This is a genomic window from Roseburia sp. AF25-13LB (genome assembly GCF_003478915.1).
In the GTDB taxonomy this organism is placed as follows: domain Bacteria; phylum Bacillota; class Clostridia; order Lachnospirales; family Lachnospiraceae; genus Roseburia_C; species Roseburia_C amylophila.
On sequence record NZ_QUFO01000003.1, the window covers coordinates 46,586 to 64,252 of the forward strand.

The following is a 17,667-nucleotide window of genomic DNA, read 5'->3' on the forward strand; positions in this document are numbered from 1 at the left end:
GTTTTTTCAGACGCAACCGGACATTTGAGTGTGAAGTGTCAGAAATGCAAGAATGTCCATATCTTAAATCTCGCTTACTTCCGCAGAATCCGCAGGAACGGATATGGCAGGAATTGCAGGCGATGAAGATTACAAGTAAATATCGAAACGATTTCTAATCGAGTAAGCGGAGATAAGCAATTTATTTGCTAAACTACCAAGCACCGTACGAAGCCGGATAAGTGAAGAATAGAAGTATTCCTTGCTGTCCAGATTCGACGGTGCTTTTTTTGTTGCTGTTTTATTCGATTATGCTTCGTGCAGTATTAGGTCTTTTCCCTTACTTGGGAAAGGACTTTTATGTTTTATAACGCTTGGCAGTGCCAGATAGCTGAGTACCCATAATCTCCGAATTTTGAAACTTATCAATTTTTCAAAATTCAAAGGAGATTACGGAAATGACAAACAAACTTACATTAGCAGAACAAGAAGAATTATTTGCAAAGGATTGTAAACTGATAAATCTTAAATACGAATATAACGGTTATACCGGAGATGAGAAATGGGCGATTATTACGGAATTATCTGTAAAAGAGCTTTGGGAGAAGTATTACCTTGTTATAGAAAGATATTCTCCGTTTGTTCATCTTTCCATTGCTCAGGGAGAGGTAATTGACGATGCAAACCGAAATGAGGACAAGTATGCAAAGAGAAGCAGTCGCACACTTGACTGCTATGGATATGACGATGAAATGTCCTCACAGTTCCATAAAGAACTTGCCATTATGTTTGACGACCCGTTTGAAAGAGCAGAGGAAGAAAGACTTGAACTGGAAAGAGAAGAATTGCGTCAGTGTGAAATCAGGAAAGCAAGAATAGCACTTTCGATGTTGCAGCCACTTCAAAGGGAACGCCTTATGAAGAATGTGTGCTGCGGTCTGAGTTCCAGAGCGATTGCAAAGCAGGAGGGCGTATATTACAGCTCCGTGGATAAGTCCATTGCTGCGGCAAAGAAAAACTTTATCAAATTTTATGAAAATCTCTGATTTTGGGTGTGCATTTCAGACCCCTTTGTCCAAATGAGTGAAGGGGTTATTTCATTCCGGATACAAATGACACTTTAAAAATTTGATTCTTGTGAGGTTATGTATATGAAAGAAAAAATGATTTGTCGTGGGGATTTATTCTACTATGACTTTGGAGATAACAGTGGTTCAGTACAAAGTGGAGAGCGTCCGGTACTTGTCGTTCAGGCAGATGATTACAACCAGAATGCTCCAACGATTATTGTTGCGGCAGTTACAAGTGTAATCAAGAAAAGATATTTGCCATCGCACATTATTCTCGGCGAGAAGTTTGGACTGAAGAAACCGTCAATGGTTCTTCTGGAGCAGATACGGACAGTCAATAGAGAGGATTTGCGTGAATACATAGGTACGGTAGATGATAATAAACTTTTCAGGCAGATAAACGCAACTTTGAAAAAGACTTTTGGACTTTGGGTTTACAAGCCGGAGGGGAAAGAAAATATTCGCTGCCTATGCCCGAAGTGCCTGAATGATTATATTCATAATCCGGACTATATTGTAAGGCGACTCAACCCATTTGCAAAGCGAAAAGACAGATGTGATAAGTGCGATGGGGATGGTTGGGATTATGTTGTTACCGACAGATATTCATCAAAGAAAGAAAAGAGGTGTAAGAATGTCTAATAACAGTGTAAAGAAGCTGAGTTATAATGTACCTCTTTGGCATAAGCCTAATTTGTCGATTGAAGAAGCATCTATATATTCCAATATTGGAACAGGAAAACTTTATGAAATGACGGAAAAGCAAGATTGCCCGTTTGTACTTTGGATAGGAAGCCGCCGAATGATAAAGCGAAAAATTTTTGAGGAATATATTGCAAATCAGTATTCTATTTAATGAAAAAGTCAAATCTGCGATGAGCAAATTCGCATCGTTGGCTCAGTGTAGATTTTTAAGTATGCTGTAACCACGCAAAGGAGGTTACAGCATATGAACAACGAAAAAGATGAAACAATCTATAATGTCCCACTTTGGGAGAAAGTAATGCTTACAATTGATGAAGCCGCAGCTTATACAGGTGTTGGAAGCAGAAAAATCAGACAGCTTACCGATAATGAAAGATGTCCGTTCGTTTTATGGAATGGCTCAAAGCGACTTATCAAGAGAGAAGAATTTGTTGAATTTATAAAAAAGCAGTATTCGATATGAGGAGGTATTATTGTGAGTAATCCAGTAAAAAAAGAAAGATTAGAAGTACCGATATGGCATAAGCCGTATCTGACCATTGATGAAGCTACTGCCTATACCGGCATTGGCAGAGAAAAACTTCGTGAAATGACAAGGTTTGCTGATTGTCCATTTGTGTTATGGGTGGGAAAACGCCGAATGATAAAAAGAGAATTGTTTGATGAGTACATTGAAAAAATGTATGAGATTTAGGAGGTGGAACGATGAATGTGGATTTTGCGGATAAAGAAATGATTGCTTATCGGGAAAGCCTTATAGAAAAGAAAAAAGAGCAGCCATTTTGGAAAAAGAAATGTTTGTCGGTAAACGAAACAGCCGCTTATACAGGCATCGGAAGGGGAAAAATACGAGAGTTAATGAAAAGGAAAGACTGCAATTTTATGACGACAGACGGTTATCAGGTGTATGTCATCATCGACAAATTTGTGAAATTTTTAAATAGCAGGAATGAAATATAGGAGGAACAGCCGTGGCAAGACCAAAACGAAAAGATAAAACAAGGACAGTTCTTCGCACGGGAGAACTTCAAAGAAGTGATGGAAGTTATCAGTACAGTTGGACTGATGAAAACCATAAAAGAAGATATGTCTATTCAAAAACACTTGAAGCACTCAGGATTAAAGAGGAAGCGATTGAGAAAGACAAAAGTGATGGCATAAAAGCGGAAGCACGATATGTTACACTCGATGATTTATATGAGTTATGGAAAGACTTGAAGAGAGGATTGAAAAACAACACTTTTGAGAATTACAAATATATTTATGAAACCTTTGTACGTCGGCAAATCGGTTCTAAGAGAGTCTCAACATTTTTGAAATCAGATATTAAGAGATTTTATAATTATCTGGTTGACGAGCGAGGATTGAAGCCTGCAACAGTTGATGGTGTCCACAACATTCTTCATCAGATATTTGATATGGCGGTTGATGATAACTATATCAGAAACAATCCGACAAATAATGTTTTGAGGGAATTGAAAAAAGCTCATTGCTTCAAGACAGAGAAACGCAGGGGACTTACTCGACCTGAACAGGAATTGTTTATGGATTATCTGAAGAACTCTAATACAGCAGTGTATTGGTATCCGGTGTTTGCAGTAATGCTTGGAACGGGATTAAGAGTTGGAGAAGTTACAGGACTCAGATGGTGTGATATTGATTTGGAAGATGGAATTATAGATGTTAATCACACGTTGGTTTATTATGACCACAGAACTTCTGAAGGAAAAAAGGGCTGCTATTTCAATGTGAATACTCCAAAGACAGAAGCCGGAAATAGACAAGTTCCGATGCTCGATTTTGTTAAAGAAGCATTTGTTATGGAAAAACAACGACAAGAACTGCTAGGGGTTCACTGCGAAGCAACCATAGATGGATATACAGATTTTATATTTCTCAATCGCTTCGGACAGCCACAACATCAATCGACTTTGAATAAGGCAATCCGACGCATTATCCGTGATTGCAATGATGAGCAGTTTTTGAAAACGGAAAATCCAGAAGTGCTTTTACCGCATTTTAGTTGTCATTCGCTCAGACATACATTTACAACGAGAATGTGTGAAGCAGGTGTAAATATAAAAGTTATTCAGGATACACTCGGACATAAGGATATAACAACAACCTTAAATATCTATACTGATGTAACAAAGGAACTAAAAAGAACCGAGTTTGATGGACTGGATAAATATTTTAATAATTCAATAGCGTAGGAAAAAGTGGCGTACTTTAAAATGAAAATTGGTACGCTGCTTTTTTTGGTCTGATTGACTTATTCAATAATAAAGATTATAATTTAGTAAGCAATCCGATTGAAGAACCCATTCTCTCAATCGGGATTTACATCAAATACATCAAATACATCAAATAATACAACTACTTATGCGGAAAGCAATTAATTTTAAAGGTAAACAAGGCTTTTTATTTGGTTGTAAACAGCAAAGTAGGGAGTTGCTCAGGGATATGAGCGGTTTTAGAACTGCGTCGGAGAAAGTCCCGACGATGAAGTCATTGGACAAATAAATGCCCATTTTATGCGGGTTTGCGGACTTTTTAATTGTATGGTACGACAAGAGTACGACAAAATAACCTGTCTTAAAGGGTTAAAATAAACGATTTTAAATTAAAATCAAGTCAGTTCAAGTTAATATTTTGTACTATAAGGACATTTTTCTAAAAGAAATTTTAGAGAAGTGTCCTTTTTGTTATGGTCAGCAAAGCAGAAATGGAGGAAAAGAACATGAATAGTACAGCGTTAGGAGCAGGAGCCCCAAAAGCTCAAAAAATTATTTTTATCAGTGAAGCACATGAGAAATTCTACTATGAGAAATTGAAAGAGGTGAGGTATCAGGATGTGTACCACAAGGCACTTTGCTATTGTCTTGGTATTAACGATGATACCAGAAGAAATGCGAACCGCATTTATGATTTTAAGACAGGTTGTGTAAAGACAGAATGTTTACATGAAGGCTGGCAGACCAGTGGAAGCGCGAAAGTAGTCAGAATGGCGTTTAATTTGTACTGCAACGGTACACCAAGCGTAGATGATTACAAAGACGCAGAGGAGCAGATCAGTGAGTGCAGGCAGTATACGGTGGAAGAATTATTCTGCTGTGCCTATGCACCGTATTTTTGGCAGGCAATACAAATCCGGTATCCAGAATATGCAACCTATAACCGGAAACTGTATGCCTTGTTTGGAGGAGTAGATTGATGTTAAAAGTTCGATTGATGGGAACAAAGAATGATATTAAATGGTTTGGGAAGATTTTGCAGAGAAATCCCAAGATTGAAGTAACAGAGTTTTCAGATTTATACCCGAATAAAGGAACAAAGAAATTCCATAGGGCTTATGTGGAAGTCAGAAAATGCAACGTAAAAGAAAATCAGTAGAAAGCAAAGGAGAATTTATCATGTGTAGAGTTATAGCAATCGCAAATCAGAAAGGTGGAGTCGGAAAGACCACCACAACAAGCAATTTAGGAATAGGATTGGCAAAACAGGGGAAAAAGGTACTTTTGATTGATGCCGATGCACAGGGCAGTCTTACCGCAAGTTTGGGGTACACAGAGCCGGACGCAATCGAGATCACATTGGCATCGGTCATGGGCAGTCTGATTAAGGACGAGGAAGTTGAGCCTATGGAGGGCATTTTACACCATGAGGAAGGAATAGACCTTATGCCGGGAAACATTGAGCTTTCCGGTCTGGAGGTTTCACTTGTGAATGTCATGAGCCGGGAGCGTATCATGCAGGAGTACATAAGCATGGTGCAGGATTATTACGATTACATCTTAATTGACTGTATGCCTTCACTTGGAATGATTACCATAAATGCCTTTGCCTGTGCCGACAGTATTCTGATACCAGTGCAGGCGGCGTATCTGCCCGTTAAAGGTTTACAGCAACTTATCAAGACAATTGGCAAGGTAAAGCGTCAGATTAACCCAAAACTGGAGATAGAGGGCATTTTATTGACGATGGTTGACAGCAGGACGAATTATGCAAGGGACATCAGCGCCATGCTGAAGGAAGCCTATGGAAGCCGGGTAAAGATATTTACCAATATTATCCCGATTTCGGTAAGGGCGGCGGAGATTTCTGCGGAAGGAGTCAGCATTTATAAGCATGATCCAAAGGGAAAGGTGGCATCTGCCTACAATTCTTTGACAGAGGAGGTGCTTGCAAATGAGCAGTAATACAAAGACAGGAAGCGCATCTAAAATCAAAATGGAGAGTTTTGATGATTTATTCGGTGGAAGCAACGCACAGGAAATAGGGGCAGAGCAGATTATCAATGCCCCGTTAGCAGACCTTCATGAGTTCAAAGACCACCCATTTAAGGTATTGGACGATGAAAAGATGGAGGAAACAACGGAGAGTATCAGACTTTACGGGGTACTTGTTCCGGGAATTGCAAGACCGAGAGCAGGCGGCGGCTATGAGCTGATCGCCGGGCACCGCAGGAAGCATGGCTCAGAAAGAGCCGGGAAAACGGAAATGCCGATTATTGTCCGCAATTATTCCGATGATGAAGCAACTATTATCATGGTGGATTCCAATATCCAGAGAGAGGACATTTTACCGAGTGAAAAGGCAAAAGCCTATAAGATGAAGTATGAAGCCATGAAGCATCAGGGAAAGAAATCGGGAAAGAATACCCTTGATGAAGTGGGGGAAGCTGCTGGGGAAAATGCGAAAAAGGTGCAGCGTTATATCTGGCTTTCAAGGTTGTCCGATGAGCTTCTTGAAATGGTGGATACCAAGAAATTAGGCTTTTCACAGGGCGTGGACATATCCTTTCTATCAGAGGAAGCACAGCAGTGGGTAGAGGTCGTTATAGAAGAACGGGGCTGTAATGTCAGCACCGTACAATCCGGCAAGTTAAAGGAATATGGCAAAAACGGAGAGCTTACGCTTGCAATGGTGCGGCTGATCCTGACAGAAGAAAAGCCAAAGGAACGCAAGGTTACACTGAAAGCGGATAAAATCAGCAAGTATTTTGCTGAAGATTATAGCAGTGAAGATATAGAGAATATTATCATTCAGCTTTTGGATGAATGGAAGAAAAGACAGTAGAAAGGAGGTGCAGGCACATGGGTAACATGATGAAATTTGATTATTACTATGGTATCGAAGCAGAACAGTTTTCATTTTACAGAGTTCCGAGATTGCTGATTAAGGACGAACGGTTCAAAGAGTTATCCAGTGATGCAAAGCTCCTTTATGGTCTGATGCTTGACAGAATGTCACTATCCATGAAAAACGGATGGTTTGATGATGAAAACAGGGCATATATTCATTATACCCTTGATAATATTATGGAGGATTTAGGCTGTGCAAAAGAAAAGTGTGTGAAAGTATTGGCAGAGCTTGACAGCAAAAAGGGTATTGGTCTGATAGAGAAAAAAAGACAGGGATTGGGGAAACCGGATATTATTTATGTCAAAAACTTTGCCACTTTGGAAGTGGGCGGAGAGCCAGAAAGCCAGCCGGAAAGTCTTTCAAACACTGATGTTTCCACAGAAGTTCGGAAATCGAACTTCAAGAGGTTCGATAATCAAACTTCCAGAAGTTCGGAAATCGAACTTGCAGAGGTTCGGAAACCGAACTTGCAGGAGTTCGGAAATCAAACTTCAAGAGGTTCGGAAACCGAACTTGCAGAGGTTCGAGAACCGAACGCAAATTATAACAATACTAACTATACTGATTTGAGTTATAACAATCAATCTAATCAATCAGAGAGTAAAGTCGAAGAAACGATTGATGTGATGGATGATGTCAACGCATACATAGAAATCATTAAGGAAAATATTGAGTATGAGCATTACATGAAGTATAGTACGCAGGATAAAGGGCTTTATGATGAGCTTTTTGAGGTGATTTGTGAGGTTGTATGCGTAAAACACAAGACGGTTAAGATTGGTGGGGATGATTATCCATATGAGCTGGTAAAGTCAAAGTTCTTAAAGCTGAACAGCTCGCATTTGGAGTATGTGATGGAGTGCATGAAGAATACCACAACCAAGATAACAAATATCAAGGCATATATGGTGACAGCACTCTACAATGCGCCAAATACAATCAATCATTATTACCAACAGGAGGTACAGCACGATATGTATGGAGGTGGATGGCATGAAAAGGGTATTGTTTAAGGTTATTGTTCCGGCAGTGATAATTACGGTATGGATGCTGACCTGTTATCCGGTATGCAATAAAGCAGAAGGCTTTGACTGGTTTTTATATTGGATTATTGCAGGGTGTCCGTTTGGTATCCGCCGTATGTGCCTGTGGCTGATACCCAAGAATTTCGGTATCAGCGGGAGCATTGGTATTCTTGCTCTGAATTGTATTATAGGCGGTCTAATCGGCGGTGTAGTGCTGATTTTTAAGATAATCGGCATTGCAGGAGAGCTTATCAGTATTATAACAGGACACTTCTGGACGAAAAGTCCAAAAGTGGAAATATAGAACTTCTGGACATTTTGTCCAAAGGTGGGGCAGTCAAATATGGCTGCTCTTTTATTGTAAGAAAGGAAGGAGCAAAAAGATTTATGGAGTCAATGAGAGATGTGTACAGGGTAATGGAACGGGAAATTAAAAGGGGAAGCACACCATTACGGTTTGAACAGTTAGGTTTTGGCGATTACAGCTACAATGAAATTACTTCAAAGGAAAAGCTTTTGCAGGTGCTTTCCTATCTGCTGCGGATCGGTGAGTATGAGCCATTCGCCGGAAAAACCATAGGGAACAATGTTTACATGGATATGCGGGGGAAAAAAGCTGTTTTTAAGAGAACAAGACTGACCTATGAGAGAAATAATATTTTTGCAACAATTAAGCGGCTGGCAAAGAAGTATAAGCCGGACTATGACGGAAAGGTGTATCTGGAAACAGTAAGATGTTTTTTTACCATATCTGAGGAAGAATTGGGAAAGTGCCGATACAATTATAAAGGCAAGGATACATATGCCTTTGTGATGTCTGACAGATATATCATGGCTTTATATACATACTGTCTGTCAGCAAGAAAAGCGGTGGCTTTGGAAAATATAGAGCTGGAGGGACTTTCAGAAGCGGAGCTTTTTATGGTAAAATTGGAGAGTGTCAGAGAAGTGTTATTCCAGGCATTATTGCTTGATGATGTGAAGTTTGAAGATGGCAAGATGTATGCGGAGCTTTATTCTATTTATATATTATAGAGAAAGAAGGAAATTATATGTTGGAAATTGATTATGGTTCGTCTGTTTTTTACTATGGAGATGGGGTGCATCAAGTTAGGAGACATTACACTATTGAATATTTATTTGATTGCGACAATATAGAATTACAGACAAAATATGAAAGAGAAATGCATTGCATTCTTGAATCTTTTAATGTTGCCATGACACAGGAATGCCAATGGGGAAAGGAATTTTTGGAATCTATTGGGGTATTAATACAAAATACCGAGGTAGTCCCATATACATTATATTATGATTCAGACTGTGATGTTGATTTGGTAGAAAGTGAAATTATAAAAAAAGGACTAGAGTGTTTATACAAGATAAAACCAATTATTGCTCATATTGATAATCATTTATTGATGGATAAAGAATGTCATGGGGAGTTATCATTAGGTGGGTGTGGAAAACGGTTGATATCAATAACAGAAGATGTAATAAAGCCTAGTGATATTAGTGATACAGCTTCATTTATGATGGATCAGCTATTAGGCTTGGAGTCAACCGGAAAAACAATCATTATAACAGATAATTATTTATTTCCCCAAAATTATGATTTTACTTATGAGAATGATTTGAAAAAAGTTTTATGTTTTTTAAAAGCAAAAGAAATTAGATATTATGGGAATCAAAATCTTTTAAATAATAATTTTTTTCAAAAAATAAAGCAGATATTAAAATCTGTTGGGACGGAAATAACATTTTATAACATTAGTGATTTTCATGATAGATTTTGGATTAATAAGGATACTTTAGATGGATTAGTTTTTGGAACATCTCTTAATGGAATTGGAAGAAAATTGTGTTATTTTGATGCTATTACAAGAGATGATGCAAAAACAATTATACAATATTTAGAAAAGTAGCTATATAAATTTTGACAGCGCAAGGGCAGTTATAGACCGTAAAGGTTTGTAGCTGCCCTTTTTGCGTTTACAGAACTCTTGGACAAAATGTCCAGAAGTGGAAAGGAGAGCTTATGAAGTATTTACTGCACAGGCTGTATGTTCCACCATAGTGGAGCTACAGTTACAAAAAATCAAGGAGGAAAACCATGCAGGAGGAAGTTACACAGAAAACGATTGCCCTTGTTTTCAAGTCCTCAAGGCTGACCGCCGATGTACTGAAAAAAGCCATGAAGATGTATCTGGAGCGCCGGAAAGCCGGACAACAGGCAACACATGGAAAAATGTCAGTGAAAAAGCTGGTCGGTCAGGGTATGGGAGCTTCGAGTATTGAGGTTACGGATAACAACATCAAGTCCTTTGAGCGGGTGGCAAGGAAATACAATGTTGACTTTGCAGTGAAAAAGGATAAGACGGTGGAACCGCCGAAGTATATGGTATTTTTCAAGGGCAAGGATGCCGATGTGATCACACAGGCATTTAAGGAATTTGTGAAAGTTAATGAGAAGAAGCGTGGCAGAGTATCCGTAAAGGAGAAGCTGGCAGAGTTCAGGGAGCTTCTTGGAAAGGACAAGAACAGGGAGAGAGCAAGGGAACACCAGAAAGACAGGGGGCAATCACTATGAGTAAGATTATAGACGGTATTGTCAAAGACTTAAAAGCCATTCCCGAAACGCTGAAGGCTAAGACCGGAAGCGTGGAAAAAAAGAAACTCATTCTTATCAATCTCCCGTATATTCTTGCAGGCTATTTTTGTGACAAGATAGCGTGGCTGTGGCGTGTATCGCCGGGAAGCAATGCTTCCGATAAGATGATGGCAGCCATGAACGGGCTGAATGATTTGTTTTCCAATCCGTTGCCGAGCTTTTCTCCGAAAGATTTACTGATCGGTATTGCGGGCGGCGTTGCGCTCCGTCTTGTGGTGTATTTCAAAGCCAAGAATGCCAAGAAATTTAGGCAGGGTGTAGAGTACGGTTCCGCAAGGTGGGGAAATGCAAAGGATATAGAGCCTTATGTCGATTCGGTCTTTGAAAACAATGTCATACTGACAGAAACGGAAAGGCTGATGATGTCGGGCAGACCAAAGCAACCGAAGTATGCAAGAAATAAAAACATTCTTGTTATCGGCGGTTCTGGTTCCGGCAAGACTCGCTTTTTTGTGAAACCCAACCTGATGCAGATGCACAGCTCCTACGTTGTCACTGATCCGAAAGGAACGGTGCTTGTGGAGTGTGGCAAAATGCTGTTAAAGAACGGGTACAAAGTCAAAGTTCTGAACACCATTAACTTTAAAAAATCAATGCACTATAATCCTTTCGCTTATATCCGGAGTGAAAAGGATATTTTGAAACTCGTAAACACAATTATCTTAAACACCAAAGGAGAGGGACAGCAATCCGGTGAAGATTTCTGGGTGAAAGCCGAAAAGCTCTACTACACAGCCCTTATCGGATATATCTGGTATGAGTGCGTGGAGGAAGAACAGAATTTTACCACCCTGCTTGACATGATCAATGCCAGTGAAGCCAGGGAGGACGATGAGGAGTTTAAGAATCCTGTCGATTTGATGTTCGATGAGCTTGAGGAGAGAGAACCAGACCATTTCGCAGTAAAGCAGTACAAAAAGTACAAGCTGGCTGCGGGAAAGACAGCTAAGAGTATCTTGATTAGCTGTGGTGCAAGATTAGCACCATTTGACATTAAGGAGCTTCGTGATCTGACAAGCTATGATGAACTGGAGCTTGATATGTTAGGGGACGAAAAGACAGCTTTGTTTGTCATTATCTCCGACACAGACGATACATTCAATTTCATCGTGTCAATCATGTATACACAGCTCTTTAACCTGCTCTGTGACAGGGCAGATGATGTGTATAACGGAAGGCTGCCGATTCATGTGCGCTGCTTATTAGACGAGTTTGCGAACATTGGGCAGATACCAAAGTTTGAGAAGCTGATAGCTACGATCCGTAGCCGGGAAATTTCAGCTTCTATTATTTTGCAGTCAAAGTCACAGCTTAAAGCGATTTATAAGGACAACGCTGATACCATAGAAGGCAACTGTGATACCACACTATTCCTCGGTGGGAAGGAAAAGACCACGCTCAAAGAGCTGGCAGAAGTTTTGGGTAAAGAAACCATTGACCTTTATAATACCTCGGACACGAGGGGTACGAGCCAGTCCTACGGTCTGAATTACCAAAAGACCGGAAAAGAGCTTATGAGTCAGGACGAGATTGCAGTCATGGATGGTGGCAAGTGCATCATGCAGCTTAGGGGAGTAAGACCATTCTTCTCCAATAAGTTTGATATAACAAAGCATAAGCAGTACCACTTGCTTTCTGACTATGACGAGAAGAATGCCTTAGACATCGAAAAATATGTAAAGAACCTGTACCATGCAAAGATCAGGAACAACGACACCGTTGATGAGGTGGAAGATGTCGGGGAAATCGCAGCATAAAACTGAATATGGAAAAAAAACGATATGCACAGATAATGCAGGACAAGTGTGCAAGTTTACTTGCAGACACGCAGAACTGCAATTATCTGTATATGGCGTTCAGCCACAGCGAAATGGAGCGATAGCGGAATTGAGCTGGCATATCGTAACACAACTTCTGGACAAAATGTCCAAAAGTGGAAACGGAGTTTTGAATGTACTTTAGGATAGAAAAAGCACCCGATACCGCAGTCGGCAAACTTGAAGGTATCGAATGCCCGTCAGGGTAATCCTAAAGGAATGCCCTGTCCTTATTTTATCACAGGACAGGGCATTTGACACGAAAAACTCTTTCAATCACAAATCAAATTTAAGGAAAGAAAGAGGTAAATAAAATGTCATTTTTTACAACAGCAGTAACAGGATTAAAGACCGTAGTAACAGCAATCGGAGCAGGTGTAGGTGTATGGGGTGTGATCAACCTTCTGGAAGGTTACGGTAACGACAATCCCGGAGCAAATGCTCATGTGCCATAAAGTAACACACAAGAATTTGATAGACAGCAACCCATTATTCCGATATTGCCTTACGCACGCATCTTGTAACTTTTTCGTTAAGACTATTGACTCTGATACCTCGAAAGAGATATAATATAGTTGCTACTTAGCAAGCCTAAGTAGCGAAACTAAAGAGAGGCGACGATATGAATAACAAATATGTCCAGCAATTCAAAAAAGGCTCTCTGGAAATGATACTCTTATGCCTAATCGGACGCAAGGAAACTTATGGATATGAAATTATAACCGAATTGAACAATAGTGCGTCTGTTTTGGGATATGCGAAAGAGGGAACCATTTACCCTATTCTGTATCGTTTACAGGAAGCAGAACTAATCAAATGCCGATTGGCTCCGGCTGCGGCAAATGGCGGCTCAAAAAAGTATTATTCTTTAACTGATAAAGGCAGGAATGTACTTGATGAACTAATCTTATTTTGGTCAAGCTATGAAAACTGCGTAAACGGCTTTATAGAAAGTTATCAACAAGCGAGGGTGTCCAAATGAAAGAACAATATATCAAACAGGTTGAAAAGGAACTATCTTTACCACGCAAAATGAAAAAAGAGGTTGTGCGTGACTTGAATGAAGTTTTTGCGTCTGCTATGGAGCATGGAGAAACAGAGCAACAGGTTATCCAACGTTTGGGCACACCAAAAGAATTTGCAGACAGCACCGCAGAACAGTTTGGCATTGATAACACCACATTGAAAAAAAGGAACGGTATCATTTCTACTCTTGTTGCGCTTGTTATCGCGGTTGCTGCCTTTTCGGTATATGCTGTTGCACAATCAGGAAAAGTACCAGAAGGAGCAATCGGACAGGCAGACGCGACAACAAATATACAGATTGAGGGCGCATTTGCCTTTGATGTTTCACAAATCCTTTTGACTATTGGGTTTGTAGCAACGGCTATTGCTGTTTTGTTAATTATTAGAACCATACACAAAAACAGGAGGTAACCAATGAAGAAGTATATTTCTGTATTCGCAATCATGCTTATGATTTTTTTGGCTGCGTGTTCTAATCAAAATATCTCATCTGCACCAACCAGCAATGAGAGCAATACACAATCTAACAGTGTTACAAAATTGGAAGAGGGCGTTTGGCCTGCGAATGAGTACACGGAGGGGCTTCCTGTTCCGCCTGGTACGGTTGCATGGGCTACACTTGATACAGAACATGGGAATTGCAGTATCAACCTTACCGGCGTTAGCGAAAACGACTATAACGAGTACATGGAGATTTTGAACCAAGAAGGCTTTTCCGTAATTGAAAATGTGTCAGAGGAAATCGAGGGAGAAAACTATGTTTCTATCGGAACACTTTTGTCAAATGAAGAAAAGTGGATAAGCATCAGCTATGTTCCAGACAGTTTCGGTATCTACATTTCTTTTGTCAACAACTGAATGAACATAACGAAATAGCAAAGCCAGTCGAGCCAGTCAACGGTTAAGATGAACGGCGCATACGCGCCGCCGTTGACAGCCCCGCCCGCCTTTGCTGGCAGGCAATCAAGGGGTGGACAGCAAGGAGTGCTGCCCGCCCCGTACTATTATTCAGAGAGGGGGAATTTCCATGACCGAGATTGAAGCCTATCAAGAGTATATCCGGTGCAAGCACAACGCCTTTTGTAAAGCCGTTATTCGGTATGCCGCCATCGGGAAAATCATACGGCTGCGGCAGAAATGGGAACGGGAAATTTCCCTTGGCTATCTGACAAATGAGAAGTTTGTCCAGTTTGCCGAGCCGGAGCCGGACGAAGAACACCCCTTTATCGTCTGCGGCCAGACCGTCCTGCTCTGCAACGTCACCCTTGCCGCTGCACTCTCGACTTTGCCGGAACAAGCGCAGGAAGAAATCTTCCGCTACTATTTCCTGCACCAGCCGCAGCGCGTGATCGGTGCGTACTTTGGTCAAACACGCAGCACAGCGGGGCGGCATATCCAACTTGCCTTGCAGCGGTTACGGGAGGAAATGGAGGTGAGCCGCCATGAGTAGGCTACTTCCCTATGAAACCATTGTCAAAGCCCATGAAGGCGACCCGGAAGCCGTGGACGCAGTTCTTTCCCACTATGCCGGATATATCCGATACTTTTCCAAAATGAACGGGCAAGTCAATGCCGAAGTTGAGGACTATGTGAAAGAACGGTTGATTGCCTGTCTGCTCAAATTCCAATTTGACTACCCGCCGGACGAGCCATAAAAACTGAATACTTGCCGCCCACCGGCGGCCATCGAAAGCAGTAAGTCTTGAAAAAGATTTACTGCTTTTTTCTATTCTATTTCCGGCCATTTTGCCCCTTGCCGGTTGCAGTAGTGAGTGAAAAGAAAAATTCTCTACCCCGCCAGTTGCCAAAAAGCTGTTGCCCGGATTACAGGAGCAAAAGGAAATTTGAGAAAATCCCCGTCCAGCGGGTAGATGACGGTCTTTGAAATGTATCTTTAGCGGAAAGGAAAAAAGACCGCCTACAGCGGGCAGCAAAGCCCTTTTCGAGCGTTATATTAGCGGAAAATGAGAAGCCCCCATATGCGCCGGGGTTTGCAGTTACGGAGAGCAAGATTCTACCGAGGTGCCAAAATTCGCTCTCCGCTTATTTTTGCCCCTGCGGGAATCTTGTTGGGGAGTGCCTTCCCCAAACCCTGCTATGCGCCCTGTCGGGCGAGAAAGGAGGTCACAGACCATGCGAAAGAAATACAATACGCCCCACCGCCGTCATGTGGTAAAGACCCGCATGACCGATGAAGAATACGCCGACTTCACCGGGCGGCTGGCGGCTTATGAAATCAGCCAGTCCGAGTTTATCCGGCAAGCCATACGGAAAGCGACCATACGCCCCATTGTCACCGTTTCCCCGGTCAATGACGGGCTGCTTGCCGCCCTCTCCAAGCTCACGGCAGAGTACGGGAAAATCGGCGGCAACTTAAACCAGATTGCCCGGAGCCTGAACGAATACGGAAGCCCCTACCGGGGGCTGGAAAAGGAAGTGCGGGGAGCCGCCGCCGACCTTGCCGCCTTGAAGTTTGAAGTCTTGCAGAAAGTAGGTGAAGCCGTTGGCGATACTCAAACATATCAGCTCTAAAAATGCCAACTACGGGGACGCTGAAAAATACCTCACATTCGAGCATGACGAGTTTACCATGAAGCCCACCCTTGACGCAGACGGGCGGCTCATACCGAGGGTAGACTACCGCATATCCTCTCTGAATTGTGGCGGGGAGGATTTTGCCGTTGCCTGTATGCGCTCCAATCTCCGCTACGGCAAGAACCAGAAACGGGAGGACGTAAAGAGCCACCACTACATCATCAGCTTTGACCCACGGGACGGCCCGGACAACGGCTTGACCGTTGATCGGGCGCAGGAGCTGGGCGAGAAGTTCTGCGCCGAGCATTTCCCCGGACACCAGGCCCTTGTCTGCACCCACCCGGACGGACACAGCCACACCGAAAATATCCATGTGCATATCGTCATTAACAGTCTGCGGATTGCGGAGGTTCCCATGCTGCCCCACATGGACAGGCCAGCGGACAGGAAAGCAGGCTGCAAGCACCGCTGTACGGACGCAGCTATGAACTATCTGAAAGCCGAAGTCATGGAGATGTGCCACAGCGAGGGGCTTTACCAGATAGACCTTTTGAACGGCAGCAAAGAACGCATTACCGAGCGTGAGTATTGGGCGCAGAAGAAAGGACAGGCTGCCCTTGACAGAGCCAACGCCCCTATTGCTGCGGACGGTATCGCGCCCCGGCAGACCAAGTTTGAAACGGATAAGGCGAAGCTGCGCCGGACTATCCGGGAAGCCCTTGCCGCTGCTTCCGGCTTTGATGAGTTTGCCGCCCTGCTTCTCCGGCATGGTGTGACCGTCAAGGAGAGCCGGGGGCGGCTAAGTTACCTCACGCCGGACAGGACGAAGCCAATTACCGCCCGGAAGCTGGGGGACGATTTTGACCGGGCTGCTGTCCTCTCCGTTTTGGAGCAGAACGCCGCCAGAGCCGCCGAAAAACCCGCAGCCATAGCGGAATACCCCGGCAGTATCAAAGACCGCTTACGGACGAAAAAAGAAGCGAAAAACGCCCCGAACAATGACGCTGTACAGCGCATGGTAGACATAGCCGCCAAGCGAGCCGAGGGGAAAGGACGGGGCTATGAGAAGTGGGCGACCATGCACAACCTCAAACAGATGTCGGCTACCCTCATGCTCTACCAGCAGTATGGCTTTTCTTCCCCGGACGAGCTGGACGCTGCCATTTCCGCAGCCAACACCGCCACGCAGGAGAGCCTTGCCGGACTGAAAGGGCTGGAAGCCGCTATCCGGGAGAAAAAGGAATTGCAGCGCAACCTTTTGGGCTATATCGGCACGAAGCCCGCCCGTGACGGTCTGAAAGCGCAGAAATCGGAGAAAGCCCGGAGAGCCTACCGGGAACAGCACGAAAGCGATTTTATCATAGCGGACACAGCCGCCCGTTATTTCCGGGAGCATGGAATAACCAAGCTGCCAGCCAGCAAAGCCCTGCAAAGGGAGATTGAGCAGCTTACCGTCCAGAAGAACGCCGGATATAACGACTACCGGGAGAAACGCCAGCGGGCGCAGGAGCTTCAGACAGTCAGACGCAATATCGACCAGATTTTAAGGGGCGCACCGAGCCAGCAGAAAAAGCGTGAACAGGAGCGTTAAAGACCGCCCCGAAATGATACCGAAACCCTACAAAAATACAGGTATGATATGAACCCTTACCGCAATACTCCCCGACTTCCAAACGGGGCTTACAGGGCAGAAAAAG

General features: G+C 42.8%; 24 protein-coding genes and 1 pseudogene. All 25 read left to right on the plus strand.

Annotated features, from left to right (window positions below; genetic code table 11):
• Positions 1 to 437: 437 nt before the first annotated feature.
• On the plus strand, positions 438 to 1,025 hold the full coding sequence (locus tag DWY37_RS05400; RefSeq protein WP_117886561.1) for a sigma-70 family RNA polymerase sigma factor: 588 nt from the start codon (positions 438 to 440) through the stop codon (positions 1,023 to 1,025).
• Positions 1,026 to 1,130: 105 nt separating this feature from the next.
• Entirely contained in the window at positions 1,131 to 1,691 is a 561-nt protein-coding gene (locus DWY37_RS05405; RefSeq protein ID WP_117886562.1) for a type II toxin-antitoxin system PemK/MazF family toxin, read from the plus strand.
• The gene (locus DWY37_RS05410; RefSeq protein ID WP_117886563.1) at positions 1,684 to 1,905 is read left to right on the plus strand and encodes an excisionase; all 222 of its coding nucleotides are present in this window, start codon (positions 1,684 to 1,686) and stop codon (positions 1,903 to 1,905) included. The genes DWY37_RS05405 and DWY37_RS05410 overlap by 8 nt, the downstream gene beginning before the upstream one ends.
• Before the next feature lie 93 nt (positions 1,906 to 1,998).
• Positions 1,999 to 2,217: an excisionase gene (locus tag DWY37_RS05415; RefSeq protein WP_022146405.1), complete on the plus strand. Its 219-nt coding sequence runs from the start codon at positions 1,999 to 2,001 to the stop codon at positions 2,215 to 2,217.
• A gap of 12 nt (positions 2,218 to 2,229) precedes the next feature.
• Positions 2,230 to 2,448, plus strand: a complete 219-nt coding sequence (locus DWY37_RS05420; protein WP_022146406.1) for an excisionase — start codon at positions 2,230 to 2,232, stop codon at positions 2,446 to 2,448.
• Between the two features lie 11 nt (positions 2,449 to 2,459).
• A complete protein-coding gene (locus tag DWY37_RS05425; protein ID WP_230398501.1) occupies positions 2,460 to 2,714 on the plus strand; it encodes an excisionase in 255 nt (84 codons plus the stop codon).
• A gap of 11 nt (positions 2,715 to 2,725) precedes the next feature.
• Entirely contained in the window at positions 2,726 to 3,967 is a 1,242-nt protein-coding gene (locus DWY37_RS05430; RefSeq protein ID WP_117886564.1) for a tyrosine-type recombinase/integrase, read from the plus strand.
• 527 nt (positions 3,968 to 4,494) lie between these two features.
• Positions 4,495 to 4,968, plus strand: coding sequence for a DUF6075 family protein (locus tag DWY37_RS05435; protein WP_118541752.1), 474 nt, complete (start codon positions 4,495 to 4,497; stop codon positions 4,966 to 4,968).
• Positions 4,968 to 5,147, plus strand: coding sequence for a hypothetical protein (locus DWY37_RS05440; RefSeq protein ID WP_118541716.1), 180 nt, complete (start codon positions 4,968 to 4,970; stop codon positions 5,145 to 5,147). Before DWY37_RS05435 ends, DWY37_RS05440 begins: the two co-directional genes overlap by 1 nt.
• 20 nt (positions 5,148 to 5,167) lie before the next feature.
• Positions 5,168 to 5,953, plus strand: a complete 786-nt coding sequence (locus tag DWY37_RS05445; protein ID WP_118541714.1) for a ParA family protein — start codon at positions 5,168 to 5,170, stop codon at positions 5,951 to 5,953.
• On the plus strand, positions 5,943 to 6,833 hold the full coding sequence (locus DWY37_RS05450; RefSeq protein ID WP_118541712.1) for a ParB/RepB/Spo0J family partition protein: 891 nt from the start codon (positions 5,943 to 5,945) through the stop codon (positions 6,831 to 6,833). Before DWY37_RS05445 ends, DWY37_RS05450 begins: the two co-directional genes overlap by 11 nt.
• Before the next feature lie 17 nt (positions 6,834 to 6,850).
• Entirely contained in the window at positions 6,851 to 7,912 is a 1,062-nt protein-coding gene (locus tag DWY37_RS05455) for a DUF6017 domain-containing protein (protein WP_118541710.1), read from the plus strand.
• Entirely contained in the window at positions 7,893 to 8,228 is a 336-nt protein-coding gene (locus tag DWY37_RS05460) for a DUF6050 family protein (protein ID WP_118541708.1), read from the plus strand. The genes DWY37_RS05455 and DWY37_RS05460 overlap by 20 nt, the downstream gene beginning before the upstream one ends.
• Before the next feature lie 83 nt (positions 8,229 to 8,311).
• Entirely contained in the window at positions 8,312 to 8,959 is a 648-nt protein-coding gene (locus tag DWY37_RS05465) for a hypothetical protein (protein ID WP_118541750.1), read from the plus strand.
• Positions 8,960 to 8,976: 17 nt separating this feature from the next.
• Positions 8,977 to 9,846: a hypothetical protein gene (locus tag DWY37_RS05470; protein WP_118544428.1), complete on the plus strand. Its 870-nt coding sequence runs from the start codon at positions 8,977 to 8,979 to the stop codon at positions 9,844 to 9,846.
• Between the two features lie 188 nt (positions 9,847 to 10,034).
• Positions 10,035 to 10,511: a PcfB family protein gene (locus tag DWY37_RS05475; RefSeq protein WP_118540950.1), complete on the plus strand. Its 477-nt coding sequence runs from the start codon at positions 10,035 to 10,037 to the stop codon at positions 10,509 to 10,511.
• Entirely contained in the window at positions 10,508 to 12,349 is a 1,842-nt protein-coding gene (locus DWY37_RS05480) for a VirD4-like conjugal transfer protein, CD1115 family (RefSeq protein WP_178836662.1), read from the plus strand. Before DWY37_RS05475 ends, DWY37_RS05480 begins: the two co-directional genes overlap by 4 nt.
• A 374-nt stretch (positions 12,350 to 12,723) precedes the next feature.
• A pseudogene (locus DWY37_RS05490) lies at positions 12,724 to 12,852 on the plus strand (Maff2 family mobile element protein); the annotation flags it as partial.
• A 179-nt stretch (positions 12,853 to 13,031) separates the two neighbouring features.
• Entirely contained in the window at positions 13,032 to 13,391 is a 360-nt protein-coding gene (locus DWY37_RS05495; RefSeq protein ID WP_015534245.1) for a PadR family transcriptional regulator, read from the plus strand.
• Positions 13,388 to 13,846: a DUF1700 domain-containing protein gene (locus tag DWY37_RS05500; protein ID WP_117946835.1), complete on the plus strand. Its 459-nt coding sequence runs from the start codon at positions 13,388 to 13,390 to the stop codon at positions 13,844 to 13,846. Before DWY37_RS05495 ends, DWY37_RS05500 begins: the two co-directional genes overlap by 4 nt.
• 3 nt (positions 13,847 to 13,849) lie before the next feature.
• Complete coding sequence (locus DWY37_RS05505) at positions 13,850 to 14,293, plus strand: DUF6591 domain-containing protein (protein WP_117946834.1); 444 nt, start codon at positions 13,850 to 13,852, stop codon at positions 14,291 to 14,293.
• Between the two features lie 169 nt (positions 14,294 to 14,462).
• On the plus strand, positions 14,463 to 14,885 hold the full coding sequence (locus DWY37_RS05510; RefSeq protein ID WP_118540956.1) for a sigma-70 family RNA polymerase sigma factor: 423 nt from the start codon (positions 14,463 to 14,465) through the stop codon (positions 14,883 to 14,885).
• Positions 14,878 to 15,090 carry a helix-turn-helix domain-containing protein gene (locus DWY37_RS05515; RefSeq protein ID WP_117946832.1) on the plus strand — a complete coding sequence of 71 codons (213 nt, stop codon included), beginning with the start codon at positions 14,878 to 14,880 and terminating at the stop codon, positions 15,088 to 15,090. The genes DWY37_RS05510 and DWY37_RS05515 overlap by 8 nt, the downstream gene beginning before the upstream one ends.
• Before the next feature lie 478 nt (positions 15,091 to 15,568).
• Positions 15,569 to 15,967, plus strand: coding sequence for a plasmid mobilization protein (locus DWY37_RS05520; RefSeq protein WP_002602094.1), 399 nt, complete (start codon positions 15,569 to 15,571; stop codon positions 15,965 to 15,967).
• Positions 15,939 to 17,561 carry a relaxase/mobilization nuclease domain-containing protein gene (locus tag DWY37_RS05525; RefSeq protein ID WP_002602093.1) on the plus strand — a complete coding sequence of 541 codons (1,623 nt, stop codon included), beginning with the start codon at positions 15,939 to 15,941 and terminating at the stop codon, positions 17,559 to 17,561. The genes DWY37_RS05520 and DWY37_RS05525 overlap by 29 nt, the downstream gene beginning before the upstream one ends.
• The last annotated feature ends 106 nt before the right edge of the window (positions 17,562 to 17,667 follow it).

Excerpts from the sequence above, each read along its gene's own strand:
- DWY37_RS05400 (WP_117886561.1), top strand. The coding sequence starts at position 438 with ATGACAAACAAACTTACATTAGCAGAACAAGAAGAATTATTTGCAAAG.
- DWY37_RS05405 (WP_117886562.1), top strand. The coding sequence starts at position 1,131 with ATGAAAGAAAAAATGATTTGTCGTGGGGATTTATTCTACTATGACTTT.
- DWY37_RS05410 (WP_117886563.1), top strand. The coding sequence starts at position 1,684 with ATGTCTAATAACAGTGTAAAGAAGCTGAGTTATAATGTACCTCTTTGG.
- DWY37_RS05415 (WP_022146405.1), top strand. The coding sequence starts at position 1,999 with ATGAACAACGAAAAAGATGAAACAATCTATAATGTCCCACTTTGGGAG.
- DWY37_RS05425 (WP_230398501.1), top strand. The coding sequence starts at position 2,460 with ATGAATGTGGATTTTGCGGATAAAGAAATGATTGCTTATCGGGAAAGC.
- DWY37_RS05435 (WP_118541752.1), top strand. The coding sequence starts at position 4,495 with ATGAATAGTACAGCGTTAGGAGCAGGAGCCCCAAAAGCTCAAAAAATT.
- DWY37_RS05440 (WP_118541716.1), top strand. The coding sequence starts at position 4,968 with ATGTTAAAAGTTCGATTGATGGGAACAAAGAATGATATTAAATGGTTT.
- DWY37_RS05445 (WP_118541714.1), top strand. The coding sequence starts at position 5,168 with ATGTGTAGAGTTATAGCAATCGCAAATCAGAAAGGTGGAGTCGGAAAG.
- DWY37_RS05450 (WP_118541712.1), top strand. The coding sequence starts at position 5,943 with ATGAGCAGTAATACAAAGACAGGAAGCGCATCTAAAATCAAAATGGAG.
- DWY37_RS05455 (WP_118541710.1), top strand. The coding sequence starts at position 6,851 with ATGGGTAACATGATGAAATTTGATTATTACTATGGTATCGAAGCAGAA.
- DWY37_RS05460 (WP_118541708.1), top strand. The coding sequence starts at position 7,893 with ATGAAAAGGGTATTGTTTAAGGTTATTGTTCCGGCAGTGATAATTACG.
- DWY37_RS05465 (WP_118541750.1), top strand. The coding sequence starts at position 8,312 with ATGGAGTCAATGAGAGATGTGTACAGGGTAATGGAACGGGAAATTAAA.
- DWY37_RS05470 (WP_118544428.1), top strand. The coding sequence starts at position 8,977 with ATGTTGGAAATTGATTATGGTTCGTCTGTTTTTTACTATGGAGATGGG.
- DWY37_RS05475 (WP_118540950.1), top strand. The coding sequence starts at position 10,035 with ATGCAGGAGGAAGTTACACAGAAAACGATTGCCCTTGTTTTCAAGTCC.
- DWY37_RS05480 (WP_178836662.1), top strand. The coding sequence starts at position 10,508 with ATGAGTAAGATTATAGACGGTATTGTCAAAGACTTAAAAGCCATTCCC.
- DWY37_RS05495 (WP_015534245.1), top strand. The coding sequence starts at position 13,032 with ATGAATAACAAATATGTCCAGCAATTCAAAAAAGGCTCTCTGGAAATG.
- DWY37_RS05500 (WP_117946835.1), top strand. The coding sequence starts at position 13,388 with ATGAAAGAACAATATATCAAACAGGTTGAAAAGGAACTATCTTTACCA.
- DWY37_RS05505 (WP_117946834.1), top strand. The coding sequence starts at position 13,850 with ATGAAGAAGTATATTTCTGTATTCGCAATCATGCTTATGATTTTTTTG.
- DWY37_RS05510 (WP_118540956.1), top strand. The coding sequence starts at position 14,463 with ATGACCGAGATTGAAGCCTATCAAGAGTATATCCGGTGCAAGCACAAC.
- DWY37_RS05515 (WP_117946832.1), top strand. The coding sequence starts at position 14,878 with ATGAGTAGGCTACTTCCCTATGAAACCATTGTCAAAGCCCATGAAGGC.
- DWY37_RS05520 (WP_002602094.1), top strand. The coding sequence starts at position 15,569 with ATGCGAAAGAAATACAATACGCCCCACCGCCGTCATGTGGTAAAGACC.